This is a genomic window from Cedecea neteri, assembly GCF_000757825.1.
Lineage (GTDB): Bacteria > Pseudomonadota > Gammaproteobacteria > Enterobacterales > Enterobacteriaceae > Cedecea > Cedecea selenatireducens.
Map to the genome: position 1 here is coordinate 3,830,625 of NZ_CP009451.1, position 23,195 is coordinate 3,853,819.

Below are 23,195 nucleotides of genomic sequence, written 5' to 3' on the forward strand. Positions count from 1 at the left end.
ACGCTACTATCGGTTTTTCTTTTGCGGTGAATGGCTGGATATGGCTTCTCTGAAAGACGTAGCAACCCTGGCGGGCGTGTCGTTAATGACCGTCTCCAGGGTTATTAATCAGGCTGAACACGTTAGCCCGGTAACCCGGGAGCGGGTGCAGCGAGCCATTGACGAGCTTAATTATGTGCCGGACTATTCTGCCCGAAAGATACGCAGCAAAGGCGTTAAAGCTTCGACAATAGGCATCCTGGCGCTGGATACGGCAACCACCCCCTATTCTGTAGAAATGCTGCTGGCCATTGAGCAAACCGCACGTGAGCGGGGCTGGAACAGCTTCCTGATTAATATTCTTTCTGCCGATGACGCCGAGCGGGCAGTTAATCAGCTATTAGCCCAGCGGCCCGACGGCATTATTTTTACCACGATGGGCCTGCGGCACGTTGAGCTACCCGCAGTCTTAAAAAACCACCGCGTGGTGCTGGCCAACTGCTTGAGCGACGAGGCTGGTTTACCGAGCTATATCCCCGATGATTTTAACGGCCAGTATCAGGCGACCCGCTATCTGATTGAACGAGGATACCGTCGCCCGCTGTGCCTGTGGCTGCCCGGTGAAGCCCTCGCCAGCCGCCCACGCCGGGACGGATTCGAGCAGGCCTGGCGTGAAGCCGGGTTAGAGCTTGAGGCGGTGACGCAGTATCACATGCAGTGGGGAGATGCCCACTATCCCGAACTGGCCGAGCGCGTTGCCGCGCATTGTAAAGAGGGGAAAGCGGATTTCGATGTGCTGATTTGTGGTAACGACCGTATCGCTTTTGTCGCCTACCAGACGCTGCTGGCGCGGGGAATTGCTATTCCTGAGCAGGTAGCGGTACTCGGATTTGATAATTTGGTCGGGGTCGGCGATTTATTCCTGCCACCGCTGACGACGGTCCAGTTGCCGCATGACGAAATCGGTCGCCAGGCGGCACTGCATTTGATTGACGGTGTGAACAGCGGCGGTGTGAAACGGCTGCCTTGCCCGCTGGTTAAGCGCGTATCGTTATAGCGAGTTCAGCTGCCACAGGGTGCCGCCACGACATAAGGCTTTTCCGTGGCTGGCGAACAGCTCAAGCTGACGTTCTCCCGACCGCGGGTAGAGACGGCTGCTGAGGCAGTATTCGCCCTGGTTAACAAAAACCTCGATAGAAGAACGATCGATAAAAATACGCAGATGAAGATCGCCGTTTTCCGATAACGGCACGCTGCGATCCCCGCAAAGCCGCTCATCCTGATAGCTGCGTGACAGCACCAGGCGCCGCGCCTGAGCGTCGACAAACAGTTCGCAGCCTTGCCCCAGACGGATGCCGTAGCGCTCAGCCGTGCTTTGCCCACACTCCCAGGCTATCTCCAGCTCAACCGCCTGCGCATCGGGCAGCAGCCTCTGGTTAAGTTTATCCAGCACGCAGGGCAGAACCAGCTGTTCATGGGTGCGCAGCGTGGCCAGTTCGTGCACCGGATTCTGATAGAGTTTTCCGTTTGGCATAATGCACACTTCCCGGGGGAGGCTGAGGCAGCCCGCCCAGCCTTCGCCTTTAGAGGGCATGGGGGATTCCCACATGTCCATCCAGCCCATCACGATGCGGCGGCCATCGGCGGCGACAAAGGACTGCGGCGCGTAAAAGTCGTGCCCGTGATCCATCTCTTCAAACGGCTGACAGAGCCTGAATGCTTCCCCCGGTTGCCATCTGCCGCGCAGATAGCCGCTCTGGAACAGATTCTGATACTTCAAGCCCTGTGCCGGGATGCCCTGAGGGGAAAACATCAGGATTTGACTGTTGCCGAGCGGGAAGAAATCCGGACATTCCCACATATAGCCCATACCCGCGTCGGCTTCCGTGAGGATACGATCCAGCCGCCACTCCCGCAGTGAATTGCCGCGATAAAGCAGTACTTTGCCCCGATCGTGCTGGTCGCGTGCGCCGAGTACCATCCACCAGTTGCCGTCCTGTTGCCAGACCTTCGGATCGCGGAAATGCATGATGCCGGGCGGTGGGGTAAGAATGACGCCCTGTTTCGTAAAGTGAACACCGTCTTCGCTGGTCGCGAGGCATTGTACCTGGCGTATAGCGCTGTCATTTCCCGCACCTTCAAGCCAGATATGCCCGGTGTAAATCAGCGAGAGCACGCCGTTATCGTCAACCGCGCTGCCGGAGAAGCAGCCATCTCTGTCCCATTCGTTACCCGGAGCCAGAGCGATAGGCTGGTGCTCCCAGCGCACCATATCCCGGCTGGTGGCATGTCCCCAATGCATCGGCCCCCAGTTTTCATCAAACGGATGGTGCTGATAGAAGGCGTGGTACAGCCCGTTGTGATAAATCAGGCCGTTAGGATCGTTCATCCAGCCCGCGGGCGGCGCCAGATGATAAAGAGGATAAAAGGCGTTCCCGCGCGTTGCCTGCAGCGTTTCTAAGGCTGCTTGTGCCTTGATAAGTGGGGTAGTCATAGCGTTACCTGGTGGTCAGATTTAAAGAAGGGTGTGTGTTATCCGGGGCCGAGTCGCTGAGCAGCAAAGCGGAAACCAGCGTCAGTGCCAGCACCAGCCCGGCCAGAATCATGTAGGTGTCGGCAAAGCCGAGCTGGTCGTATCCGCGGCCGACCAGCGGAGAGAGTACGGTGGCGCAGATAGAGGTAATAAACTGGAAGCCGACAAGGTAGAGCGTGGCGGAGAGCCGCTGATCGAACTGCGTGGTGATGTACTTAAACATTGAAATCAAAAGGATAGGCAACTCGACGGCGTGCAGTAGCTTCATGAAGGAGATGGTCAGTGGGTCGCTTGCCATGCCTGAACCAAAGATACGCATAGCCATGATCAGGCCGCTGAGCAGCAGCCCGCGCCTGGCGCCGATGCGGTTTACCAGCATCGGGGCCAGGAACATCCCGCCCGCTTCGAGAAAGACCTGGAAGGAGTTGAGAAAGCCAAACATTTCGTTGCCGCGCTGCACGTCGTTAAACAACGAGGCGAAGTAGACGGGGAATTGCTGATCGTAAACGTTGTAAACGCTGACGCCGCAAACAAAAAGTACCAGCGCCCAGAAGCGAGGGAGCTTGAGCAGACCGAAGGCATCGGCCAGCGTCAGCGCGCTGGCTTTACCGTATTCCAGCTCGCTGAGGGCGTTAGGCTGCATATCACGCATGCGCCACAGGAGGAGCAGAAACAGGCAGGCAGAGACGCTACCCATCCAGAAATTCAGCTGTGGATTGAGGTTAAACAGCAGCCCGGCAAAAAACGTGGCACCGGCCCAGCCTAAAGAGCCCCACATGCGTGATTTTCCGTATTCAAAGCCTACGATACGGCTGACGCGTTCGGTATAGGACTCCAGCGCGCCGATACCCGCAAAGAAGGTGGCGCCGACGTAAAGCCCGACGCTGATTGCCCCTGCGACGATATGCACCTGAAGCAGCGGGGTGCAAACGAAGATAAACCAGGGCCCGCTGACTAGCAGCAGCCCGCCAATAACCCACAGCAGGGATTTGCGCAGCCCGAGTTTGTCCTGGATGAAGCCATACAGCGGCTGGGCGCAGAGCGCGGTGAAGGCTATTATCGAGAAGATCAGCCCGGTTTCCGCGCCTTTCAGTCCGATTTTCTGATTTAGCCAAAGTGAGATCAGCGAAAACGCCGATGACCAGGTCCAGAAAAAGGTAAACAGCAGCCCGCTCAGGATCAGATAGTGGTGTTTATTCCGTTTTGTCAGTGCCATGTGTGCAGTCTCTGAGTGCTTGAATGGCAATATTGTTAACGTTAACTATTTGTCGCGAGAAGAGAGTAACCGCCATAAATGTGATGTTAATCGCAATAGTTAACGTTAACAATTTGATTTTGTGATCCAGCGCGGATAACGAGAAGGGGCGAGAGAGGCACGTTCAAAGCCCGGCCAGGACTCCGGGCTTTGAACAACATCAGCGGCGGTGGGCGAGGCGACGGACTAAGTGGTCGCCCAGGCTTTGTACAAGGTGCACCATCACAATCAGCACGATAACGGTCCCGACCATGACCTGGTTATTGAAGCGCTGGTAGCCGTAGCGAATGGCCAGGTCTCCCAGACCGCCGCCGCCGATGACGCCGGCCATCGAAGAAAAGCCAATCAGCATCACTACCGTGAGCGTGATCCCCGCCAGGATGGCAGGTAAGGCTTCCGGCAGCAGCACTTTGCTCACCACGTGCCAGGCGTTGCCGCCCATCGACAGAATGGCTTCAATGCGGCCTTTGTCCACCTCATCAAGCGCGCTTTCCACGACGCGGGCGAAGAAAGGAAAGGCGCCGATGGTGATAGGCACAACCGCCGCGGTGCTGCCGAGCGTGGTGCCGACGATAATTCGGGTCAATGGGATCAGCGCTATCAGCAGGACGATAAACGGCAGCGAGCGTCCTATGTTGATGATGCTGCCGAGCACCTGATTTAGTCGTAGGGCGGGCAATACCCCGTCGCGGCGGGTGAGAAACAGCAGCACGCCGAGCGGCAGGCCAATCAGTACGGTAAACAGCGCCGCAAGCCCCACCATGTAAAGCGTATCCAGGGTGCCGTCCAGCAGCAGCGGCCACAAATCATCCCAACTCATGCTACTTCGCATAAGACTCTCCCTTCGACGCCGTGGCGGCGTAAGAACTCGCGTTCAGCTTCTTCGTCATGCAGCAGCGAGGTGCGTAATTTTGAGAACGGGTCGACTAATCTTTCGGACAGTGGGCCGCTCTCTATTAATCTGCCGTGCTCCAGCAGCGCCGCATGATCGCAAATAGCTTTGACGACCTCGAGCTGGTGGGTGATGAGCACAATGGTCAGCCCAAGCTGGCGGTTGATGTTCGCCAGCAGGGCCAGGATTGATGCAGTAGTTTCAGGATCCAGCGCGCTGGTTGCTTCATCGCATAACAGGATCTCCGGATGAGCGGCCAGCGCACGGGCGATGCCGACGCGCTGTTTTTGCCCGCCGGAAAGTTGGGACGGAAAGGCTTTGGCTTTGTCGCTCAGATCAACCAGACTGAGCAGCTCCGCGACGCGTTTTTGGCGAGCTTCGCGTGGCATACCGGATATTTCCAGCGGCACGGCAACGTTGTCTGCCACGTTCCTGGCGTGAATCAGGTTGAAGTGCTGGAACACCATGCCGGTGCGCTGGCGGTGCTGACGAAGCTCGCGTTGGTTAAAGGTGGTGATGTCGCGATCGTTCATGATAATGCGGCCCGAGGTGGGCCGCTCCAGCAGGTTGAGACAGCGAATAAGCGTACTTTTCCCGGCGCCGCTGCGGCCCAGAATGCCGTAAATCGCGCCATCCGGGACCACAAGGTTAATGTCATCCAGTGCCGGTCGGCCTTCTCCGGCGTACACTTTGCTCAGCCGCTCAAGGGAGATCATGACTTATTCTCTACCGGGATCACCGAGCCGTTGTACTGCTTGCGGATGAACTCGGCCACCTGCGGGGATTCAAGATCCTTCGTCAGCTGTTTGATGCGCGGATCGTTTTCCAGGTTCGGGTTGGTGACCAGGATATTGGCATACGGGTTATGGGTGGCGCTTTCCAGGCCGAGCGCATCTTTCGCCGGGCTAAGCCCTGCTTCCAGCGCATAGTTACCGTTGATCACCCCGAGGCCCACGTCGTCCAGAGAGCGTGGGATCTGCGGCGATTCAACTTCCAGGATCTTCAGCTTTTTCGGGTTTTCGGCGATGTCTTTCGGCGTTGCCTGGTTGACGGAGGCGTCTTTAAACTCCGGTTTGAGGGTGATCAGCCCTTTGTCCTGCAGCAGATACAGCGCGCGGCTAAGGTTGGTGACGTTGTTCGGCACTGCAATCGTCGCCCCTTCCGGCACGGACTTCAGGTCTTTGTATTTGTGCGAGTAGATGCCCAGCGGCTCGATATGTACCGTCGCGGCCACGACAAATTTTTTGCCAAGCGCTTTTTCCTGATCTCGTAAATAAGGCACGTGCTGGAAGTAGTTGGCATCGACGTCGCCGTTGGCCAGCAGTTCGTTAGCGTTAACGCCGTTGCTCAGCTCGACGACCTTTAACTTGAGGTTAGGGTCGAGCTTCTGCACAAAGGCGAGGATTTCCGCATGTGGTACCGGGTCAGCCGCTACGCGCAGCGCGTCTGCGGCCTGCGCCGCGAAAGCCAGAGACAGTGACAGAGCAACACCAGCCAGTTTAAAAGCGGTCTTTTTCATCATCAATTCCTTTATTTTTAATAAGTTATTAAGCGATTAGTTCACTGCTGTTACGAAGGACATCCGCGTAGTAGCGTTCCGCCACGTCGGGGTGGGAGCGCAGGCGGCCTTTCAGGTAGTTCCAGCCCACATCTCTCAGCAGTGGGTTTTGTGGATCGCTTTCCGGGCCTTGCGCTTCACGGGCTAACGTTTCCGGAAGCTGATAAACCGGCACCACGGCGTTGAGCTGTGCGCCCAGGAAAAAGGCGATGGACAGGCGCTCTTCGTCCTGCGGCGGAGACACTACGCGGTGCACGGTCGCGCGCAGGTAGCCGTTGGTAGCCAGCTCCAGCAGTTCGCCAATATTGACCACAAAGCTGCCGGGCAGCGGCTGAGCATCGACCCAGTTATCCGGCGAAACTTCCACCTGCAGGCCCTTTTTATCGTCCTGAAGCAGGAAGCTCAGGAAGCCTGAGTCTTTGTGAGCGCCTACGCCCTGGCTGCTTTGCGTGGCCGACTGTCCAGGATAGCGAATCAACTTGATGTGTTCGTTTGGCAGGCTGCCATAGAGTGAGTCGAAGGCATCGGCCGGCAGGCTAAGCGCTTCGGCGAAGGTACGCAGCAGCTTTAGGGCTACGGTGGTCATTTCGCTCTGCCACTGTAAAAGCGTGGGTTTGAGTTCGGGCAACGCCGTAGGCCAGAGGTTTGGCCCCTGAAGTCGACGCCATGCGGGTGCATATTCGTCCGGCGGTAGCGCCTGGCGCTCGGCGCCGAGATCGAACTGTTCGCGCCAGTCGGGCTGGCCGCGGGTAAGTTCGCTGGCCGCGCGGTTATAGCCACGGAAATGCGGCGAGCGAATCATCGCCACCTGCTGTTTTTCATCGTCGGGGAGGGCAAAGAAGCTGCGGGCTTCGTCCTGGACCGCCTGTTGCAGTTCAGGGCTGATGCCGTGGTTTATCAGGTAGAAGAAGCCAATTTCTCGTGCGGCGTAGCGCAGCTGGCTGAGGAAGGCCGAACGGTCAGTCTCGCTGCCGTTAAGCTGGGAAAGGTCAAGAATCGGCAGTGCCAGGCCTGGATTGGTGCTCATAGTTTACTCCGGTCATCATAGTCTTAGAAAAGGCGGTCGGGTTGAGTTCGGCACAACAGCGGCACAGCATCATGGCAATGTCCTTCTGAATACGGTCGGGTAGCGTTGGTTCTCACCTTGCCGGAATCAAAAAGCCTCGCCCAATATTGTTATCTTCTAAGCTATGACCCGGCGGGGTTCTAAGCATTTGTGGAAACGAGAAAAGTCTAATCATTGCAAAATGTTTCAATGATCGGGGGTAACTTATGGATTTAACTGAGAGTTAATTACATTTGGAAATAGTTAACGAATGATTAAATTATGGCGACAGTTAAGTTTATGGGTTTTATGCCGAAGAGGTTGCTAAGCGTTTCGCTTTCTACCCCCAGGTGTCCCATCATGCTAAAAACTACACAATCTCGATTTATTACCTCTTTATCTTTGTTTTTCATGCTGTTAATTGTGGTAACTTCGCTGGTGATTCACTTTTTCGTGACGCCGCAACTCAAACAAAATGAAACCCAGCTGATTCGCTTTGAAGTGGACAACGTTGCGGTGAATATCACCGAGCAGATGAACCGGGTACAGGCGCAAATGCGCAGCATTACCCAGTCGGTCGCGGCGATGCAAAGCGATGATATTAATAAACTATTACCGACGCTGGTGGATCAATACCAGGACGTGAACGTGTTTGGCGGCGGCATCTGGCCCCTGCCGGAAAAACGCGAGGCGGGGCGCAATAAATTCAGTACTTTCTTTGCCCGCAACGGCAGCAACAAGCTGGAAGAAAACACCTACTGGAACTCAGACGCGGCGCCTGATTACTACGAACAGGTGTGGTACAAAGCCGGACTCGCTTCTCCTGCGGGGCAGTGTGCCTGGGCGAACGCTTACCAGGATGATGCCAGCCCGCAGCCTCGTACTAACTGTGCGATGGCGATTACTAAAGACGGCCAGCCCTGGGGCGTGGCGACCATCGATGTGACCCTGGGCTTCTTTAATCAGCTCGCTAAGCAGATGAGCGAGGCGGTGAAAGGGCAGGTGCTGATTATTGAAGCCGACGGCAAGGTGGTGGGCAATGCGGATCAGATTGGCAAAACGGCGGGCTTAAAAAATCTTTCCGATCTGAGCGGCACGCTGCCAATGGCGAAAGCGGTCCAGCAAATGCTGCCTGGTTTTAACGCCCGCCAGGGGAGTGAAAATGAGTACGACAACGATGGCACTTCACATACCGTTATTTTACAGACTGTAAAAGGCAGCCCGTGGATCCTGGCGGTGGATTTACCCACCGCGCTGCTGACCAAACAAACGGACGCTATTTTACTGCGCCTTGGTATGGTGCAGATCCCTATGGCTATCGTGCTGCTTGGCATACTGGTGCTGTTTATCCGCAACATGATGCGTCGCCTGAGTGACCTGAACCACAACATCAGCCGTCTTTCTGCCGGCGGTGCTGACCTGACGCAGCGTCTGGACCCGACCAGCAGCCCGGAATTTAACGCCATTATCGACAGCTTCAACGGCGTGATTAACTATCTGCAAACGATGCTGCGGCAGGTTGGAGACAGCGCGCGAGCCATCTCTTCGGCTTCCCATCAGATTGCGACAGGGAATCAGGATCTCTCTGCCCGAACGGAAGATCAGGCCAGCTCCATTGAACAGACTGCGGCGTCGATGGAAGAGCTGACCAGCACCGTTCGTCAGAACGCCGATAACGCCGCCCATGCAAATGAACTGGCGCGTGAAGCCTCAAGCGTGGCGGTGAAGGGTGGGGAAGTGGTCAAGCAGGTTGTCAGCACGATGAACGCAATTCAGACCTCTTCTGGCAAAGTGGTCGATATTATCAGCGTCATTGATAGCATCGCTTTCCAGACCAATATCCTCGCGCTTAACGCCGCCGTTGAGGCCGCTCGTGCCGGTGAGCAGGGACGTGGTTTTGCGGTGGTGGCCTCTGAAGTTCGCAGCCTGGCTCAGCGCTCAGCCCAGTCGGCGCGGGAAATTAAAGCGCTGATAGAAACGTCAGTCTGCAACGTAAATCTCGGCACGGAGCTGGTTCATCAGGCGGGCAGCACCATGGAGGAACTGACCCAGGGCGTACGCAACGTGACGACGCTGATGGCTGAAATTATGTCTTCCAGCCGCGAACAGAGCACCGGCATTGAGCAGGTGAATCTGGCGATTAATCAGCTTGATAGCACCACGCAGCAGAACGCCGCGCTGGTTCAGGAAGTCTCTTCCGCGTCGCACTCTATGGCGGAGCAATCCACCCAGCTTGAGCGCGTGGTTGCCGGTTTTAAACTCTAATCTTGTCGGGCACCCACGCGGTGCCCGCTTCTTTTTGACTCCCTCTGCGTTTTAAACCCCGCTTGCAATTTATCCGATCATCTTTTATTTTATTGTTACGTTATAACATATCGGAATGATTTTTATGCAGCGCGATATCCATCCGTTTTACCGGACCGTGGTGTTCCACGACACCAGCGTGAATGAGTATTTTAAAGTGGGCTCGACGATCAAAACCGACCGCGAGATTGAGCTGGACGGGGTGACTTACCCTTACGTGACGATCGAAGTCTCTTCCGCTTCGCATCCTCACTACACCGGCAAACAGAAAGTCTTCGTCAATGAAGGCGGCCCGGCGCGCTTCCAGCAGCGCTTTGGTAAATTCTTTGGCGGCAAGGAGTCTTAAGAAATGCAGGTATTGAATTCACTTCGCAGTGCAAAACAGCGCCACCCTGATTGCCAGATTGTTAAGCGCAAGGGGCGGCTGTATGTGATTTGCAAATCTAACCCGCGTTTTAAAGCGGTGCAGGGACGTAAGAAACGCCGTTAGTGCTTAGCGCCCGGCAGCAGGTTGCTGGCGGGTCAGCGAGAAGACGTCGTAAAACGACAGCTCCCCTTTGCGGCTGAGCATTTTGTGCAGCAAAGATTTTTGCTCTTCATCCACGCTCGGGGAGCTGAGGATGTCATCGATGAGCGCGGTTGGCACGTGGCGGGTGTTATACCACTCGCCGTTGTAGCAAACGCGCAGGTCGAGTACGTCAATATCGCTGTAGCGATAGCGAGGATTGACGTCGAAGAAGAAAAACGCGTTCATCAGCGCGAACAGAACAACCAGCAGCCATACTGAGCCCGCCAGGGTTTCTGATTCCAGCATTACCCACATAGTGGCAAACCAGCCGATATACATCCCGATAAATAACCCGGGATGTTTACGGATAAAACTGATGCTGAAGCGCGGGCGGTTATCGCGCTTTTCAGTTTCATTCAGGTGTTCGATGGTATCGGTGAGCAGGCGCTGAATTTCTGACATGGTGTGCCTTCTAAGTTCTCTGTTTCGGTTGTACGCATGACCAGACTATTTTAAGAACTGCGGGTCCGGCAAAAAAGTAACAGATAAGCCAAAAATAACCATAACAGTTAACGGGGCTGGCCGCGTTACAGCATCTTAATGATACGAGCAGGATTACCCGCAACCACGCAGTTAGCCGGAATATCTTTAGTGACAACCGAGCCTGAACCTACCACGACATTATCGCCAATGGTGACGCCCGGGTTAATTACCGCACGTCCGCCAATCCAGACGTTATTACCGATTATGACCGGCTTGCCCAGCTCTACGCCGCTATTTCGCGTTTCGGCATCAAGGGGATGGGTCGCGGTATAAATATGCACTCCCGGCGCCAGCATGCAGTTGTCGCCGATGCGAATCGGGCAAACGTCCAGCATCACGCACTCAAAATTGGCGTAAAAGTTTTTACCGAGGTAAATGTTGTAGCCGTAATCGCAGCGGAAGGTGGGCTCAATGTAAGCCCCTTCGCTTTGGCCCAGCAGCTCGGCGAGGATTTCATCGCGGTAGATCTGTTCATCAGGAGAACTTTGGTTGTAGCGATGCAGCAGCTGACGCGCTTTGTGGCTTTCACGCTGCAGGGTGTCATCGCCGGGCCGGTAAAGCTCACCGGCAATCATTTTACGCTTCTCTTCGCTCATCAAATGCTCCCTCTTTTGTGGCCTGCAAGACTACCTAAGTTTAGAGAGAAAAGAGCGGGGATCGTTCCCTGAGCGTGACGAAGCTCACGTTGCCGGGCCACGGTGCGTTAAGGCAACTATTGATGAGGGCTTGCGGTATTTAGCCGGCCGGTTAACTGACGCTAATCCTGACCTGTGAGACAACGACTGAGACAAACCAGACAATAACGGGAGATAAAATATGATTTTTAATATTATTTAATGAAATTTGTTATTAACGAATGAATTTCCACACAGACGGTGGGATTTTGTCATACAGTTTATTCATCGTCAGTTCAGCAAGACGATGGTCGGCCGCTGAATAAAATACCGCCAACTCATTATCTGATAATTCATATTTGTTTTTTTCTATTACGCGCTCCAGCGTATCAATTGTCTGACAACGTCGCAGACGCATCAAATAATCGGTCTTGGTAAGTTTGGTAGTCATAAATTCGCCTTAAGTATTTTAATATTTTTTAGAACGAGTGGCTTACTGGGTTAGCGCGGCTCTCGCTGATGAAACATCTGAACAAGCGATTCCCTGATTTACGCCACCGCTGCAGATCCTGTGCGTTAATGCCGTAATTGCTAAATAACATGAAAGTATCGTCCAGGTATTCATCAATCTGTTCAATCAATTTGCTCTCGTCCGGATACTTAATCTTATAATTAAGCGCCGACGCGGCAATGTGCTCAATCAATTCATTCAGCTGTAGATTAATGGCCGAGGTCGGATCATTAACCCATCCATGATTGCTCTCACCAAGATTGGTCAGACAATCGTGATACAGACTCTCACAGAGGAACTTAAGCTGCGCGATATCATGCCGCTTTGGTGAGTATTCGTCCATAGTGCTGCCCCCTTTATCGGTAAAACAAATGATAAACACAACGGGTTGGGGTGGACACACCTGAAGAGGTGAAGAACTGTTGCCACGATTATTGCATGTGCTGTAACTATAAATCAATGTCGCCTGAATTTCATGCTGCTCTAACGAAAAATTACAATTAAGTTAAAAAAGGAGAATACGTTACTAAATGTGAATTAAGACTTTCGTATGAATTTTAACTTAAATGCTCAGCTATGGATTAAAGAGCACCAGGCAATATTTATAACTTTCAGCCGGTTAATCAAGCTATAAGACTATTCTGCATCCGGTTAAGGCGCAGGCGTTAATTTATAAGAATATTCCCAGGTTAATGCCACACATCGGTTTTTGTTGTTTCGTTAATCATGGATTAACGAGCATTTAAACGTTATTTTTCCCGAAATGAGAAGGGGCTTATGGGGTGGATAACGGCCAGGACGGAAATAAAAGTGGAAATAACGCCGCTGAAATAAGCTCGCTGAAACCGGTTTCTCTGTTAATAAAAAAGGCCGCTTAAAGCGGCCTTTTGTTAAGTTATTGAATGGCTTACTGGTGGTGCTCTACCGTATGCGCATGTTCAATATCTTCATTCTTGCGGCTGAAGCGGCGGCGTACCACCACGAAGAACACCGGCACGAAGAAGATAGCCAGCACGGTAGCGGTAACCATCCCGCCCATTACGCCAGTACCTACGGCGTTCTGTGCGCCACTGCCTGCCCCGGTACTGATGACCAGCGGCATTACCCCGAGGATAAATGCCAGAGAGGTCATCAGAATCGGACGCAGACGCATACGGACCGCATCCAGCGTCGCTTCTATCAGGCCTTTGCCTTCTTTCTCCATCAGATCCTTGGCGAATTCCACGATAAGTATCGCGTTCTTCGCCGACAGCCCAATGGTTGTCAGCAGGCCTACCTGGAAGTAAACGTCGTTGGTCAGGCCTCGCATGGTGGCTGCCAGCAGTGCACCGAATACCCCAAGCGGAACAACCAGCATGACCGAGAACGGAATCGACCAGCTCTCGTACAGCGCCGCCAGACACAAGAACACCACAATCAGCGAGATGGCGTACAGGGCAGGGGCCTGGTTGCCGGACAGGCGTTCCTGATAGGACATCCCCGTCCAGTCAAAGCCGATGCCGGTTGGCAGTTTCGCCGCAAGCTGTTCCATCATATCCATTGCTTCACCGGTACTTTTACCCGGTGCGGCCTGGCCGAGGATTTCCATGGACGGCAAGCCGTTGTAACGCTCCAGACGAGGTGAGCCGTATTCCCAGCGCGATGTGGAGAACGCGGAGAACGGTACCATCTGGCCGGAAGAGCCACGGACGTACCAGTTGCCGATATCGCTTGGCAGCATACGGTATGGCGCTTCAGCCATCACATACACTTTCTTCACGCGGCCACGGTCGATGAAGTCATTGACGTAGCTGCCGCCCCAGGCTGCACCCAGCGTGGTGTTGATATCACTGATGGATACCCCCAGCGCCTGTGCTTTTTCCTGGTCGATATCGATTTTAAACTGCGGCGTATCTTCCAGGCCGTTCGGGCGCACGCCAACCAGCAGGTCAGGATGCTGAGCAATCATGCCGAACAGTTGGTTACGAGCCTGAGTCAGCTGCTCGTGGCCAAGGTTTGCCTGGTCAATCAGCTGGAAGTCAAAGCCGGTAGCGGTACCCAGCTCGACAATTGCCGGCAGGTTAAAGGCAAATACCATCGCGTCTTTAATCTGCGAGAAGGTGCCCATGGCCCGGCCAGCAATCGCCGGAACCTTGTTCTCTTCACCCGAACGCTCGCTCCAGTCTTTCAGTGAAACGAACGCCAGGCCGGTGTTCTGACCGCGACCGGAGAAGCCGAAGCCGTTAACGGTAAACACCGAGTTAACGTTCGCTTTCTCTTTGGTCAGGAAGTAGTCGTTCACTTCATCCAGGACTTTCTGCGTACGTTCCTGGGTCGCACCCGCGGGCAGCTGAGCCATCGCCAGCAGTACGCCCTGGTCTTCGTCAGGCAGGAACGAACTTGGCAGGCGGATGAACAGCAGCCCCATGCCAACCACAATCAGCAGATACAGGACCAGATAACGACCGGTGCTACGCAGGATGTTACCGACGCTGTCGGTATAGTGATGCGTACTCTTGTCGAACATTCTGTTGAACCAGCCGAAGAACCCCTTCTTGTCATCGTGATGACCTTTCGGGATTGGCTTAAGCATGGTCGCACAGAGCGCCGGGGTCAGGATCATGGCCACCAGCACCGACAGCACCATCGCGGAAACGATAGTAATCGAGAACTGACGATAGATTGCGCCGGTAGAGCCGCCGAAGAACGCCATCGGGATAAATACCGCCGACAGCACCATCGCGATCCCCACCAGGGCGCCCTGAATCTGGCCCATGGATTTGCGCGTGGCTTCCTTCGGTGGCAGTCCATCTTCCACCATAACGCGCTCAACGTTTTCTACCACGACGATGGCGTCATCCACCAACAGGCCTATCGCCAACACCATGCCGAACATCGTCAGGGTGTTTATCGAGTAGCCAAACGCGGCAAGAATGGCGAACGTACCCAGCAGTACCACCGGTACGGCAATGGTTGGAATCAGCGTTGCCCGGAAGTTCTGCAGGAACAGATACATCACCAGGAACACCAGCACGATGGCTTCCACCAGCGTTTTTACCACTTCGTTAATGGAAATTTTAACGAACGGCGTGGTGTCGTACGGGTAAACAACTTTCAGACCTGCCGGGAAGAACGGCTCCAGTTTTTCAACCGTAGCACGTACCGCTTCGGCGGTGTCCAGGGCGTTAGCACCGGTTGCCAGCTTAATCCCCAGGCCGGAAGCAGGCTGGCCGTTATAACGCGCGATAACATCATAGTTCTCGCCGCCAAGCTCAACTTTCGCCACGTCTTTCAGCAGGACTCGAGAGCCGTCCGGGTTAACCTTCATCAGGATTTTGCTGAACTCGTCTGCGGATTTCAGACGGGTCTGCGCAATGATGGAGGCGTTTAGCTGTTGGCCTTTAACCGGCGGAGTCCCGCCGAGCTGGCCGGCCGCGACCTGGGCGTTTTGCGCTTTGATGGCGTTAATCACGTCAACAGGCGTCAGCTGGTAGTTGTTCAGTTTGTTCGGGTCCATCCAGATACGCATCGCGTACTGGGCACCAAACAGCTGCACGTCACCGACGCCGTGAGTACGGCTGACCGGATCTTTGATGGTGGCGCCAACGTAGTCCGCGATATCTTCCTGGTTCATGGTGCCGTCGGTATTGATCATACCGAGAACCATCAGGAAGCTACTGGAGGACTTCTCGACGCTAACACCCTGCTGCTGCACTTCCTGCGGCAGCAGCGGCATCGCCAGCTGCAGCTTGTTCTGAACCTGAACCTGTGCGATGTCGGCATCGGTGCCGGAGTCGAAGGTAATGGTTATCTGAACGGTACCAGAGGAATCACTGGTAGAGGACATGTACAACAGGCCATCGATACCGTTCATGTTCTGTTCGATAACCTGCGTGACGGTATCCTGTACCGTTTTAGCATCTGCCCCCGGGTAGTTTGCCGAGATCTGAATTGCCGGTGGCGCGATCGTTGGATACTGCGCGATAGGCAATTTCATGATCGCAAGCGCACCCGCCAACATAATGATGATGGCGATTACCCAGGCAAAGATGGGGCGATCGATAAAAAACTTAGACATGTCTTAACGGCTCCTGTTTAAGTTAAGACTTCGGTTGTTCTGGCTGCGCGCCTGCGGCTGGTTGCTGTTGGCCTTTATTGTCTTCCGCAACTTCCTGCGCTTTTACCTGAACACCCGGTTTTACTTTCTGTAGGCCGGTAACAATGACGCGATCGCCGGTTTCTAAGCCACCGGTCACCAGCCATTTGTCGCCGATCGCCTGGCTGGTTTGCAGCTGGCGCACTTCAACCTTGTCATCCTTGCCGACAACCATCGCTGAGGCGTCGCCGCGCGGAGTACGAGTCACCCCTTGCTGCGGAACCAGGATAGCGTTCGGGTTAACGCCTTCTTCCAGACTGGCGCGAACAAACATCCCTGGCAGCAGGGTTTTGTCCGGGTTAGGGAAGATAGCGCGCAGGGTGATTGACCCGGTGGTCTGGTCAACGGTCACTTCAGAGAATTCCAGCGTCCCTTCCTGAGGATAGGCTACACCGTTGTTCGTCATCAGCTTGACCTTCGCCTTGCCGTTTTCCTGTTTCAGTTTGCCGTCGGCCAGCTCTTGCTTCAGGCGCAGGAAGTCATCGCTGGACTGGGTAACGTCCACATAAATAGGGTCGAGCTGCTGAACGGTTGCCAGGGCGGTGGTTTGCCCGCTGGTGACCAGCGCACCTTCGGTGACCGCGGATTTACCGATGCGGCCGCTGATAGGCGAAGTCACTTTGGTGTACGCCAGGTTGATACGTGCGGTTTCTACAGCAGCTTTGGCGGCAACAACGTCAGCGTTTGCCTGCTGTGCGGTTGCTGCGGCGGTGTCGTAGTCAGACTGGCTGATGTACTTGGTACCCAGCAGTTTCTGATAACGCTTGACGGTTAACTGTGCAAGATTCGCGCTGGACTGGGCTTTCGCCAGGTCGCCTTTCGCGCTGTCGTACGCAGCCTGATAGGTTGCAGGATCGATCTGGTACAGCGAGACACCGGCCTGAATGTCGCTGCCTTCGGTGAAGTTACGCTTCAGAATAATGCCGCTAACCTGAGGACGAACTTCTGCAATGCGAAAAGCGTTGGTACGCCCTGGCAGCTCAGTGGTTATCTGTAATGGCGCGCTTTTCAGAGTCACTACACCCACTTCCGGGGCGTGCGGCGCACTCTGCTGAGTCTCTTTCTCGTTACATCCTGTAAGCGCTAAGCTGCCTGAGAGCATCAGAACGGCCGCCAGAGGCGTAAACCCTCTGTTTTTGTTCATATGTAAACCTCGAGTGTCCGATTTCAAAGTTGTTCAATGGATCAAATGTCCACAAACCCATTGCTGCGTTTATATTATCGTCGTGCTATGGTACATACGTTCACAAATGTATGTAAATCTGACTAAAGTAAATTCACCCACTTATGGCACGAAAAACCAAAGCTCAGGCGCTTGAAACCCGCCAGCACATCCTCGACGTTGCGATTCTCCTGTTTTCACAGCAGGGCGTCTCTGCGACTTCGCTTGCGGATATCGCTCAGGCTGCCGGGGTAACACGTGGTGCGATTTACTGGCATTTCAAAAATAAGTCGGAATTGTTTAGTGAGATCTGGGAGCTAACCGAATCCAGTATCGGTGACTTAGAGATTGAGTATCGGGCAAAATATCCAGACGATCCACTGTCTGTGATAAGAGAATTACTCATTTATATTTTACAGGCAACGGTGACAGAAGAACGCCGCCGCCTGATGACCGAAATCATTTTCCATAAATGCGAGTTTGTCGGCGAACTTGAAGTTCTGCAGCAGGCGAGACGCACGCTCTATATGGAAGGAAATGAACGCATTGAGGCCGCCTTGCAGCGCTGTATCGACGCCGGGAAACTGCCTTCGAGCCTGCGTCTCTCCCTCGCCGTTACGCTGATGCGCAGCTACATTACCGGCCTGATTGAAAACTGGCTGGTAGCGCCGGAAACCTTCGATCTTCATGCCAAAGCGGCGGACTTTATCGCCGTGCTTCTGGAGATGTTCCAACTGAGCCCAACGCTGAACAAACCGGCGTAATTTTCGGCTTACTTTCACCCTGAAAATGATTTGAGATTCCTCTGAGGGCGATTGCTATTCTACGCCCTGAAGCCGTGCTATTCTGCGCATCTTCCGTGGCCTTTTACTTTTAGCTGGCACTTACATGCGCAGCACCGTAATGACTCAACCATGACTACGCAGCACAACGCTCTGTCGCGGACGTCCCGTTCCGCATTCATTCTTTTCCTGTTTCTGTTTGTCTCCACTCTGTTGCCGTTTTCGCTGGCTCAGGCGGCGCAAAATAATGGCGATCTGCCTGCAAGAGCAGAGGTTCAGTCGCAGCTGGACACGCTGAACAAGCAAAAAACGCTGACCGCCGACGATAAGCTCACCCAGAAAGATCTCACCGAAACGCTTGAGATGCTGGACAAGCTTGACCGGGTGAAGCAGGAGACGGCTCAGCTTAAAACCACGGTTGCCCAGGCGCCGGATAAGCTGAAGCAGGCCACCGAGGCGCTCAACTCGCTCAGTACGCCAGCCGACGACGACGCGACCCGCAAAACGCTGAGTACGCTCTCTTTGCGCCAGCTGGAAGCCCGCCTGACCAGCGTGCTGGATCAGCTGCAGTCGGCGAATAACGACCTGTCTACCCTGAATAGCCAACTGGTGTCGCTGCAAACTCAGCCCGAACGCGTGCAGAATGCGATGTACAGCGCTTCGCAGCAGCTCCTGCAGGTGCGCAACCGCCTGAATGGCACCACGCCGGGCGAAGCCACTTTGCGCCCGAGCCAGCAAAATCTGCTGCTGGTGCAGCAGGCGTTGCTCAACACGCAGATTGAGCAGCAGCGTAAGAGCCTTGAAGGCAACACCGTCTTGCAGGATGCGCTGCAGAAACAACGTGACTACACCAACGCCAATATTGGCCAGCTTGAGCATTCGCTTCAGCTGCTGCAGGAGGCGGTGAACAGCAAACGCTTAACGCTGACGGAAAAAACCGCCCAGGAAGCCGTCACGCCTGACGATGCCGACACCAGCGCTATCCAGAATAACCCGCTGGTGCGCCAGGAGCTGGACGTCAATCACCAGCTCAGCCAGCGCCTGATTAACGCCACGCAAAGCGGAAACGAGCTGGTACAGCGCAATATCCGCGTCAAAAACTGGCTGGACCGTGCGCTTCAGTCCGAGCGTAACCTGAAAGAACAAATCTCGGTGCTGAAGGGCAGCCTCCTGCTGTCGCGTATTCTTTATCAGCAGCAGCAGACGCTGCCGTCCGCCGATGACCTTGAAGACCTCACCAACCGCATTGCTGACCTGCGTCTTGAGCAGTTCGACATTAACCAGCAGCGTGATGCGATGTTCCAGAGCGACAGCTACGTCGGCAAGATTGAAGAGGGCCACAAGAACGAGGTTAACGACGAGGTTCACGATGCGCTGCTGCAGGTAGTGGATATGCGCCGCGAGCTGCTCGACCAGCTTAACAAGCAGCTGGGTAACCAGCTGATGATGGCGATTAACCTGCAAATTAACCAGCAGCAGCTGATGAGCGTCAGCACCAGCCTGCAGAAAATGCTGACCCAGCAAATCTTCTGGGTAAACAGCAACAAGCCGATGAACTGGGAGTGGATCAAATCCTTCCCGGGCGCGCTGCACGACCAAATCAAAGCTATGAAGCTGGACATCAGCTGGCACAAGGTGCTGGACGGGCTGTTCATGTCGTTGTTCACCGCGCTGCCGCTGATGCTGCTGGCCGGCCTGCTGCGCTGGCGTTACAAATGGATCGACAGGCAGCTGGCTAAGCTTGCTTCTGAAGTGGGGCAGCTGCGCACCGACACTCAGCTCAACACGCCGAAGGCAATTCTGCTGAACTTCCTGAAAGTACTGCCGCTGACGATGGCGATTCTTTCGGTAGGTTTAGTGCTGCTGTTTATGCAGCTCAATATCAGCGAACTGCTGTGGGCATTTGCCAAAGAGCTGGCGCTGTTCTGGCTGGTCTTCGGCATGGCATGGCGCATTCTGAGCAGCCGTGGCCTGGCCGTTATCTGGTTTAACATGCCGGAACATCTTACCCGCCATTATCGCCGTCAGATTGTGCGCATCAGCTTTGCCTTGCTGCCGCTGCTGTTCTGGTCCGTGGTCGGCGAGCTGTCGCCGCTGCACCTGATGGACGACGTGCTCGGGCAGTTTATGATTTTCCTTAACCTGCTGCTGATAACCTGCCTGATTATCCCGATGTGCCGTGACAACTGGCGCGATAAAGAGTCGCATCCGCTGCGTCTGCTGACCATTACCGTGCTGTCTGTCGTGCCGGTGGCGCTGCTGGTGCTGACGGCAACCGGCTACTTCTACACCACGCTGCGGCTGGCGAACCGCTGGATAGACACGGTCTATCTGGTGATTATCTGGAACCTGATTCACCAGACGGTGATCCGTGGCCTGAGCGTTGCGGCGCGCCGTATTGCCTATCGCCGTGCGCTGGCTCGTCGCCAGAATATGGTGAAAGAAGGGGCGGAAGGCGCTGAGCCGGTTGAAGAGCCGCCGCTGGCGTTGGATCAGATTAACCAGCAGACGATGCGCCTGACCATGCTGCTGATGTTCGCCCTGTTCGCCGTGGTGTTTTACGCCATCTGGTCGGATTTAATCACCGTCTTTGCCTACCTCGATAGCATCGTGCTGTGGCACTACACCGGCAGCGAAGCCGGCGCGGCGGTAATGAAAAACGTCACCATGGGCAGCATTCTGTTTGCCGTGGTGGCCGCGATGGTGGCCTGGGCGCTGATTCGAAACCTGCCTGGCCTGCTGGAAGTGCTGGTGCTGTCACGCCTGAAAATGCGCCAGGGCGCGTCTTACGCCATTACCACTATTCTCAACTATGCCATTATCGTGATTGGCGCGATGACGGTATTCGGCTCGCTCGGCGTGTCGTGGGACAAGCTGCAATGGCTGGCGGCGGCGCTGTCGGTAGGCCTGGGCTTTGGCTTACAGGAGATCTTCGGTAACTTCGTTTCCGGCCTGATCATCCTGTTCGAACGCCCGGTGCGCATCGGCGATACCGTCACCATCGGAACGTTCTCCGGCAGCGTCAGCAAGATCCGTATCCGTGCGACGACGATCACCGATTTTGACCGTAAAGAAGTGATCATTCCGAACAAAGCGTTTGTCACCGAACGCCTGATCAACTGGTCGCTGACGGACACAATCACTCGCGTGGTTATCAAGCTCGGCGTGGCTTACGGCTCAGATCTCGACAAAGTGAAAGAGATCCTGCTCAAAGCGGCGATGGATCATCCGCGCGTGATGCACGACCCGGAACCTGCGGTGTACTTCACGACGTTTGGCGCCAGTACGCTCGACCACGAACTGCGGCTGTATGTCCGTGAGCTGCGTGACCGCAGCATCACCGTGGATGAGCTGAACCGCGCCATCGACAGGCTGTGCCGCGAAAACAATATCAATATCGCCTTCAATCAGCTTGAAGTGCATCTGCATAACGAAAAGGGCGATGAGCTAACGGAAGTGAAGCGCGATTTGGGCAAAAACGGCGGTTTGCTGCCGCCGTCTCTCTAAGCGTGACAATCAGCGGGAAGCCTTTTCTTCCCGCTGTTTGCGTAGAAAATCCTCACGAACGATGTCCAGCGCTGCAAGCGCGGTGTCCGTTGGGATCTGGTGCTGCTCCAGCAGCATAATTAAATCGACGGCCAGTTTGACCTCGTCCGGGGCGTTATCCAGCGACATTCTTGCTCCTTATTTTGGGGTTAACTCAGCCCGCGTTCACGTCTTTCGATGGCTTTTTCTATGCGGGCCAGCGCCTGGCGGCAGCGCTGCAGGCGGCCTTCCAGCGCGGCGAGTTCACGCTGAAGCTTTTGCTGACCCGCGAGCGTGGCCTGCACCGTAAGCTGGGTTTCGCGATCGCTCACCATCGCCAGCAGGCGCCGTTCATAATCCTGATGGGTGGACAGTTTTTCGTACAGATTTTCCTGCACCTTGTGCTGCGGCTCGCTTTTGCGTAAATGCGCGGTGGCTAATTCCCGCTGCAGCGCGGCAATCTGTGCGACCAGTTTTTCGGCGATAAACGCCACCTGATCGGTTTTACCGTGGCTGACGCTAAGCTGAAGCTGGGCGAGATTGGCCTGGGCTTCCTGAAGATAATCTTTCAGCTGCGTGCTGTGGGTATGGAAGAGCTTACGGTCAAAGCGCGCCTGGCTTGCCCGCAGCAGGGCGACCGGCTCAACGGCGGCTGCCAGCTCGACGACCCGAGCTTCAAGGGCTTGTAACAGCGAAGCGGTTTTCACAAAATGGCTCTCCAGGGGTTGTCAGAGGTTACGGCATGAAGCGTCTTATTCTAATCATCATCGGCTGGTTGGCGGTAGTGCTTGCTACGCTGGGTGTGATATTGCCGCTGTTGCCGACCACGCCTTTTCTGCTGCTGGCCGCGTGGTGTTTTGCCCGCTCGTCGCCGCGCTTTCACCACTGGCTACTCTACCGTTCGTGGTTTGGCAGCTATTTGCGCTACTGGCAGCAGCATCGGGCGATGCCCCGAGGGGCGAAGCCAAAGGCGATTCTGTTTATTCTCGCCACTTTCGCGATTTCGCTGTGGCTGGTGAAGATAGTGTGGGTTAGAATTTTGCTGCTGGTGATTCTTTGTGCGCTGCTTGCTTTTATGTGGCGCATTCCGGTGGTTGATGAAGCACAACAAAAGCGATAAAGCGCAGCAGAAGCTGTTGCAATTGTCGCGCCCAGCCAGTAAATTCGAGCGTTTTCGAGCACGGGTACAGCTGGTTAACCGTTAACCAGTGGTTCACATTCGAACCCACATGTACTCTGTTTAGTATCATGTTTTTTGCAGGCATAAACCGATGACCGCGACTGCGCAGCAGCTTGAATATCTCAAAAACAGCATTAAAAGCGTTCCTGATTACCCAAAACCAGGAATTCTGTTCCGTGACGTCACCAGCTTGCTGGAAGATCCGAAAGCATATGCCACCAGCATTGCCCTTTTAGTTTCTCGTTTTAAAGACGCAGGGATCACCAAAGTGGTGGGCACCGAAGCGCGTGGCTTCCTGTTTGGCGCCCCGGTTGCGCTGGAGATGGGCGTTGGGTTCATTCCTGTGCGCAAACCTCGTAAGCTGCCGCGTGAAACCATCGCCGAAAGCTATGAGCTGGAATACGGCACCGACAGCCTTGAAATCCACGTAGATGCCATCAAGCCGGGCGATAAAGTGCTGGTGGTGGACGATCTGCTGGCGACCGGCGGCACCATTGAAGCGACGGTAAAACTGATTCGTCGCCTGGGTGGCGAAGTGACCGATGCGGCATTCGTGATTAACCTGTTTGACCTTGGCGGCGAGCAGCGCCTGGAAAAAATGGGCGTGAAAAGCTTCTGCCTGGTGCCTTTCCCGGGTCACTAAGTTCGACCGTATTGCCATACAGTGAC

At 54.9% G+C, this 23,195-nt stretch carries 22 protein-coding genes; 8 read left to right on the forward strand and 14 right to left on the reverse strand.

Features of this window, described 5'->3' with window-relative positions:
* Positions 1 to 40 precede the first annotated feature (40 nt).
* On the forward strand, positions 41 to 1,036 hold the full coding sequence (locus JT31_RS17735) for a LacI family DNA-binding transcriptional regulator (protein WP_038480159.1): 996 nt from the start codon (positions 41 to 43) through the stop codon (positions 1,034 to 1,036).
* On the opposite strand, the gene JT31_RS17740 is transcribed toward JT31_RS17735, so the two are convergent.
* From JT31_RS17740 to JT31_RS17765, 6 genes are all read right to left on the reverse strand, one after another.
* Positions 1,031 to 2,473 carry a glycoside hydrolase family 32 protein gene (locus tag JT31_RS17740; protein WP_038480162.1) on the reverse strand — a complete coding sequence of 481 codons (1,443 nt, stop codon included), beginning with the start codon at positions 2,471 to 2,473 and terminating at the stop codon, positions 1,031 to 1,033. The genes JT31_RS17735 and JT31_RS17740 overlap by 6 nt on opposite strands.
* 4 nt (positions 2,474 to 2,477) lie before the next feature.
* A complete protein-coding gene (locus JT31_RS17745; RefSeq protein WP_038480165.1) occupies positions 2,478 to 3,728 on the reverse strand; it encodes an oligosaccharide MFS transporter in 1,251 nt (416 codons plus the stop codon).
* Between the two features lie 199 nt (positions 3,729 to 3,927).
* Positions 3,928 to 4,587, reverse strand: a complete 660-nt coding sequence (locus tag JT31_RS17750) for a methionine ABC transporter permease (protein WP_162473307.1) — start codon at positions 4,585 to 4,587, stop codon at positions 3,928 to 3,930.
* On the reverse strand, positions 4,584 to 5,375 hold the full coding sequence (locus JT31_RS17755) for a methionine ABC transporter ATP-binding protein (protein WP_081948198.1): 792 nt from the start codon (positions 5,373 to 5,375) through the stop codon (positions 4,584 to 4,586). The genes JT31_RS17750 and JT31_RS17755 overlap by 4 nt, the downstream gene beginning before the upstream one ends.
* Positions 5,372 to 6,178, reverse strand: a complete 807-nt coding sequence (locus JT31_RS17760; protein WP_038480171.1) for a MetQ/NlpA family ABC transporter substrate-binding protein — start codon at positions 6,176 to 6,178, stop codon at positions 5,372 to 5,374. Before JT31_RS17760 ends, JT31_RS17755 begins: the two co-directional genes overlap by 4 nt.
* 28 nt (positions 6,179 to 6,206) lie before the next feature.
* Complete coding sequence (locus JT31_RS17765; protein WP_038480174.1) at positions 6,207 to 7,244, reverse strand: isopenicillin N synthase family dioxygenase; 1,038 nt, start codon at positions 7,242 to 7,244, stop codon at positions 6,207 to 6,209.
* Between the two features lie 378 nt (positions 7,245 to 7,622).
* On the opposite strand from JT31_RS17765, the gene JT31_RS17770 reads away from it, so the two are divergent.
* The 3 genes from JT31_RS17770 to ykgO all read left to right on the forward strand — a co-directional run bounded on the left by JT31_RS17770 (position 7,623) and on the right by ykgO (position 10,056).
* Positions 7,623 to 9,527: a methyl-accepting chemotaxis protein gene (locus JT31_RS17770; protein ID WP_038480177.1), complete on the forward strand. Its 1,905-nt coding sequence runs from the start codon at positions 7,623 to 7,625 to the stop codon at positions 9,525 to 9,527.
* A gap of 124 nt (positions 9,528 to 9,651) precedes the next feature.
* Positions 9,652 to 9,912, forward strand: coding sequence for a type B 50S ribosomal protein L31 (locus tag JT31_RS17775; RefSeq protein WP_008460319.1), 261 nt, complete (start codon positions 9,652 to 9,654; stop codon positions 9,910 to 9,912).
* Between the two features lie 3 nt (positions 9,913 to 9,915).
* Positions 9,916 to 10,056 (forward strand): type B 50S ribosomal protein L36, encoded by a 141-nt coding sequence (gene ykgO, locus JT31_RS17780; protein WP_003859006.1) that lies wholly within the window; start codon positions 9,916 to 9,918, stop codon positions 10,054 to 10,056.
* Positions 10,057 to 10,059: 3 nt separating this feature from the next.
* Here ykgO and JT31_RS17785 read toward each other — a convergent pair whose 3' ends face one another.
* From JT31_RS17785 to JT31_RS17810, 6 genes are all read right to left on the reverse strand, one after another.
* A complete protein-coding gene (locus tag JT31_RS17785) occupies positions 10,060 to 10,536 on the reverse strand; it encodes a YlaC family protein (RefSeq protein ID WP_038480183.1) in 477 nt (158 codons plus the stop codon).
* Positions 10,537 to 10,661: 125 nt separating this feature from the next.
* Positions 10,662 to 11,213, reverse strand: coding sequence for a maltose O-acetyltransferase (gene maa, locus JT31_RS17790; RefSeq protein ID WP_038480186.1), 552 nt, complete (start codon positions 11,211 to 11,213; stop codon positions 10,662 to 10,664).
* Positions 11,214 to 11,466: 253 nt separating this feature from the next.
* Entirely contained in the window at positions 11,467 to 11,682 is a 216-nt protein-coding gene (locus JT31_RS17795) for an HHA domain-containing protein (RefSeq protein WP_008460299.1), read from the reverse strand.
* Between the two features lie 28 nt (positions 11,683 to 11,710).
* Positions 11,711 to 12,085 carry an Hha toxicity modulator TomB gene (gene tomB / locus JT31_RS17800; protein ID WP_008460297.1) on the reverse strand — a complete coding sequence of 125 codons (375 nt, stop codon included), beginning with the start codon at positions 12,083 to 12,085 and terminating at the stop codon, positions 11,711 to 11,713.
* 564 nt (positions 12,086 to 12,649) lie between these two features.
* A complete protein-coding gene (acrB, locus tag JT31_RS17805) occupies positions 12,650 to 15,799 on the reverse strand; it encodes a multidrug efflux RND transporter permease subunit AcrB (protein WP_038480189.1) in 3,150 nt (1,049 codons plus the stop codon).
* Between the two features lie 22 nt (positions 15,800 to 15,821).
* Positions 15,822 to 17,021 carry an efflux RND transporter periplasmic adaptor subunit gene (locus JT31_RS17810; RefSeq protein WP_038480192.1) on the reverse strand — a complete coding sequence of 400 codons (1,200 nt, stop codon included), beginning with the start codon at positions 17,019 to 17,021 and terminating at the stop codon, positions 15,822 to 15,824.
* A 143-nt stretch (positions 17,022 to 17,164) separates the two neighbouring features.
* On the opposite strand from JT31_RS17810, the gene acrR reads away from it, so the two are divergent.
* Together acrR and mscK are read left to right on the forward strand one after the other, a co-directional pair.
* Complete coding sequence (gene acrR / locus JT31_RS17815) at positions 17,165 to 17,803, forward strand: multidrug efflux transporter transcriptional repressor AcrR (RefSeq protein WP_038480195.1); 639 nt, start codon at positions 17,165 to 17,167, stop codon at positions 17,801 to 17,803.
* Positions 17,804 to 17,953: 150 nt separating this feature from the next.
* Positions 17,954 to 21,328 (forward strand): mechanosensitive channel MscK, encoded by a 3,375-nt coding sequence (gene mscK, locus JT31_RS17820; protein WP_038480198.1) that lies wholly within the window; start codon positions 17,954 to 17,956, stop codon positions 21,326 to 21,328.
* A 9-nt stretch (positions 21,329 to 21,337) separates the two neighbouring features.
* Here the strand turns inward: mscK and rsmS are convergent, their stop codons facing one another.
* Together rsmS and priC are read right to left on the reverse strand one after the other, a co-directional pair.
* Complete coding sequence (rsmS, locus tag JT31_RS23280; RefSeq protein WP_071842853.1) at positions 21,338 to 21,496, reverse strand: pleiotropic regulatory protein RsmS; 159 nt, start codon at positions 21,494 to 21,496, stop codon at positions 21,338 to 21,340.
* Between the two features lie 20 nt (positions 21,497 to 21,516).
* Positions 21,517 to 22,053, reverse strand: coding sequence for a primosomal replication protein PriC (gene priC, locus JT31_RS17825; protein WP_038480201.1), 537 nt, complete (start codon positions 22,051 to 22,053; stop codon positions 21,517 to 21,519).
* Between the two features lie 35 nt (positions 22,054 to 22,088).
* Between priC and JT31_RS17830 the strand changes: the two genes are divergently transcribed.
* Together JT31_RS17830 and apt are read left to right on the forward strand one after the other, a co-directional pair.
* Positions 22,089 to 22,466 (forward strand): DUF454 family protein, encoded by a 378-nt coding sequence (locus JT31_RS17830; RefSeq protein ID WP_038480204.1) that lies wholly within the window; start codon positions 22,089 to 22,091, stop codon positions 22,464 to 22,466.
* 151 nt (positions 22,467 to 22,617) lie between these two features.
* Complete coding sequence (gene apt / locus JT31_RS17835; protein WP_038480207.1) at positions 22,618 to 23,169, forward strand: adenine phosphoribosyltransferase; 552 nt, start codon at positions 22,618 to 22,620, stop codon at positions 23,167 to 23,169.
* The last annotated feature ends 26 nt before the right edge of the window (positions 23,170 to 23,195 follow it).

Coding starts and splice junctions, on each gene's coding strand:
- JT31_RS17735 (WP_038480159.1), top strand. CDS start 41: ATGGCTTCTCTGAAAGACGTAGCAACCCTGGCGGGCGTGTCGTTAATG.
- JT31_RS17740 (WP_038480162.1), bottom strand. CDS start 2,473: ATGACTACCCCACTTATCAAGGCACAAGCAGCCTTAGAAACGCTGCAG.
- JT31_RS17745 (WP_038480165.1), bottom strand. CDS start 3,728: ATGGCACTGACAAAACGGAATAAACACCACTATCTGATCCTGAGCGGG.
- JT31_RS17750 (WP_162473307.1), bottom strand. CDS start 4,587: ATGAGTTGGGATGATTTGTGGCCGCTGCTGCTGGACGGCACCCTGGAT.
- JT31_RS17755 (WP_081948198.1), bottom strand. CDS start 5,375: ATGATCTCCCTTGAGCGGCTGAGCAAAGTGTACGCCGGAGAAGGCCGA.
- JT31_RS17760 (WP_038480171.1), bottom strand. CDS start 6,178: ATGAAAAAGACCGCTTTTAAACTGGCTGGTGTTGCTCTGTCACTGTCT.
- JT31_RS17765 (WP_038480174.1), bottom strand. CDS start 7,244: ATGAGCACCAATCCAGGCCTGGCACTGCCGATTCTTGACCTTTCCCAG.
- JT31_RS17770 (WP_038480177.1), top strand. CDS start 7,623: ATGCTAAAAACTACACAATCTCGATTTATTACCTCTTTATCTTTGTTT.
- JT31_RS17775 (WP_008460319.1), top strand. CDS start 9,652: ATGCAGCGCGATATCCATCCGTTTTACCGGACCGTGGTGTTCCACGAC.
- ykgO (WP_003859006.1), top strand. CDS start 9,916: ATGCAGGTATTGAATTCACTTCGCAGTGCAAAACAGCGCCACCCTGAT.
- JT31_RS17785 (WP_038480183.1), bottom strand. CDS start 10,536: ATGTCAGAAATTCAGCGCCTGCTCACCGATACCATCGAACACCTGAAT.
- maa (WP_038480186.1), bottom strand. CDS start 11,213: ATGAGCGAAGAGAAGCGTAAAATGATTGCCGGTGAGCTTTACCGGCCC.
- JT31_RS17795 (WP_008460299.1), bottom strand. CDS start 11,682: ATGACTACCAAACTTACCAAGACCGATTATTTGATGCGTCTGCGACGT.
- tomB (WP_008460297.1), bottom strand. CDS start 12,085: ATGGACGAATACTCACCAAAGCGGCATGATATCGCGCAGCTTAAGTTC.
- acrB (WP_038480189.1), bottom strand. CDS start 15,799: ATGTCTAAGTTTTTTATCGATCGCCCCATCTTTGCCTGGGTAATCGCC.
- JT31_RS17810 (WP_038480192.1), bottom strand. CDS start 17,021: ATGAACAAAAACAGAGGGTTTACGCCTCTGGCGGCCGTTCTGATGCTC.
- acrR (WP_038480195.1), top strand. CDS start 17,165: ATGGCACGAAAAACCAAAGCTCAGGCGCTTGAAACCCGCCAGCACATC.
- mscK (WP_038480198.1), top strand. CDS start 17,954: ATGACTACGCAGCACAACGCTCTGTCGCGGACGTCCCGTTCCGCATTC.
- rsmS (WP_071842853.1), bottom strand. CDS start 21,496: ATGTCGCTGGATAACGCCCCGGACGAGGTCAAACTGGCCGTCGATTTA.
- JT31_RS17830 (WP_038480204.1), top strand. CDS start 22,089: ATGAAGCGTCTTATTCTAATCATCATCGGCTGGTTGGCGGTAGTGCTT.
- apt (WP_038480207.1), top strand. CDS start 22,618: ATGACCGCGACTGCGCAGCAGCTTGAATATCTCAAAAACAGCATTAAA.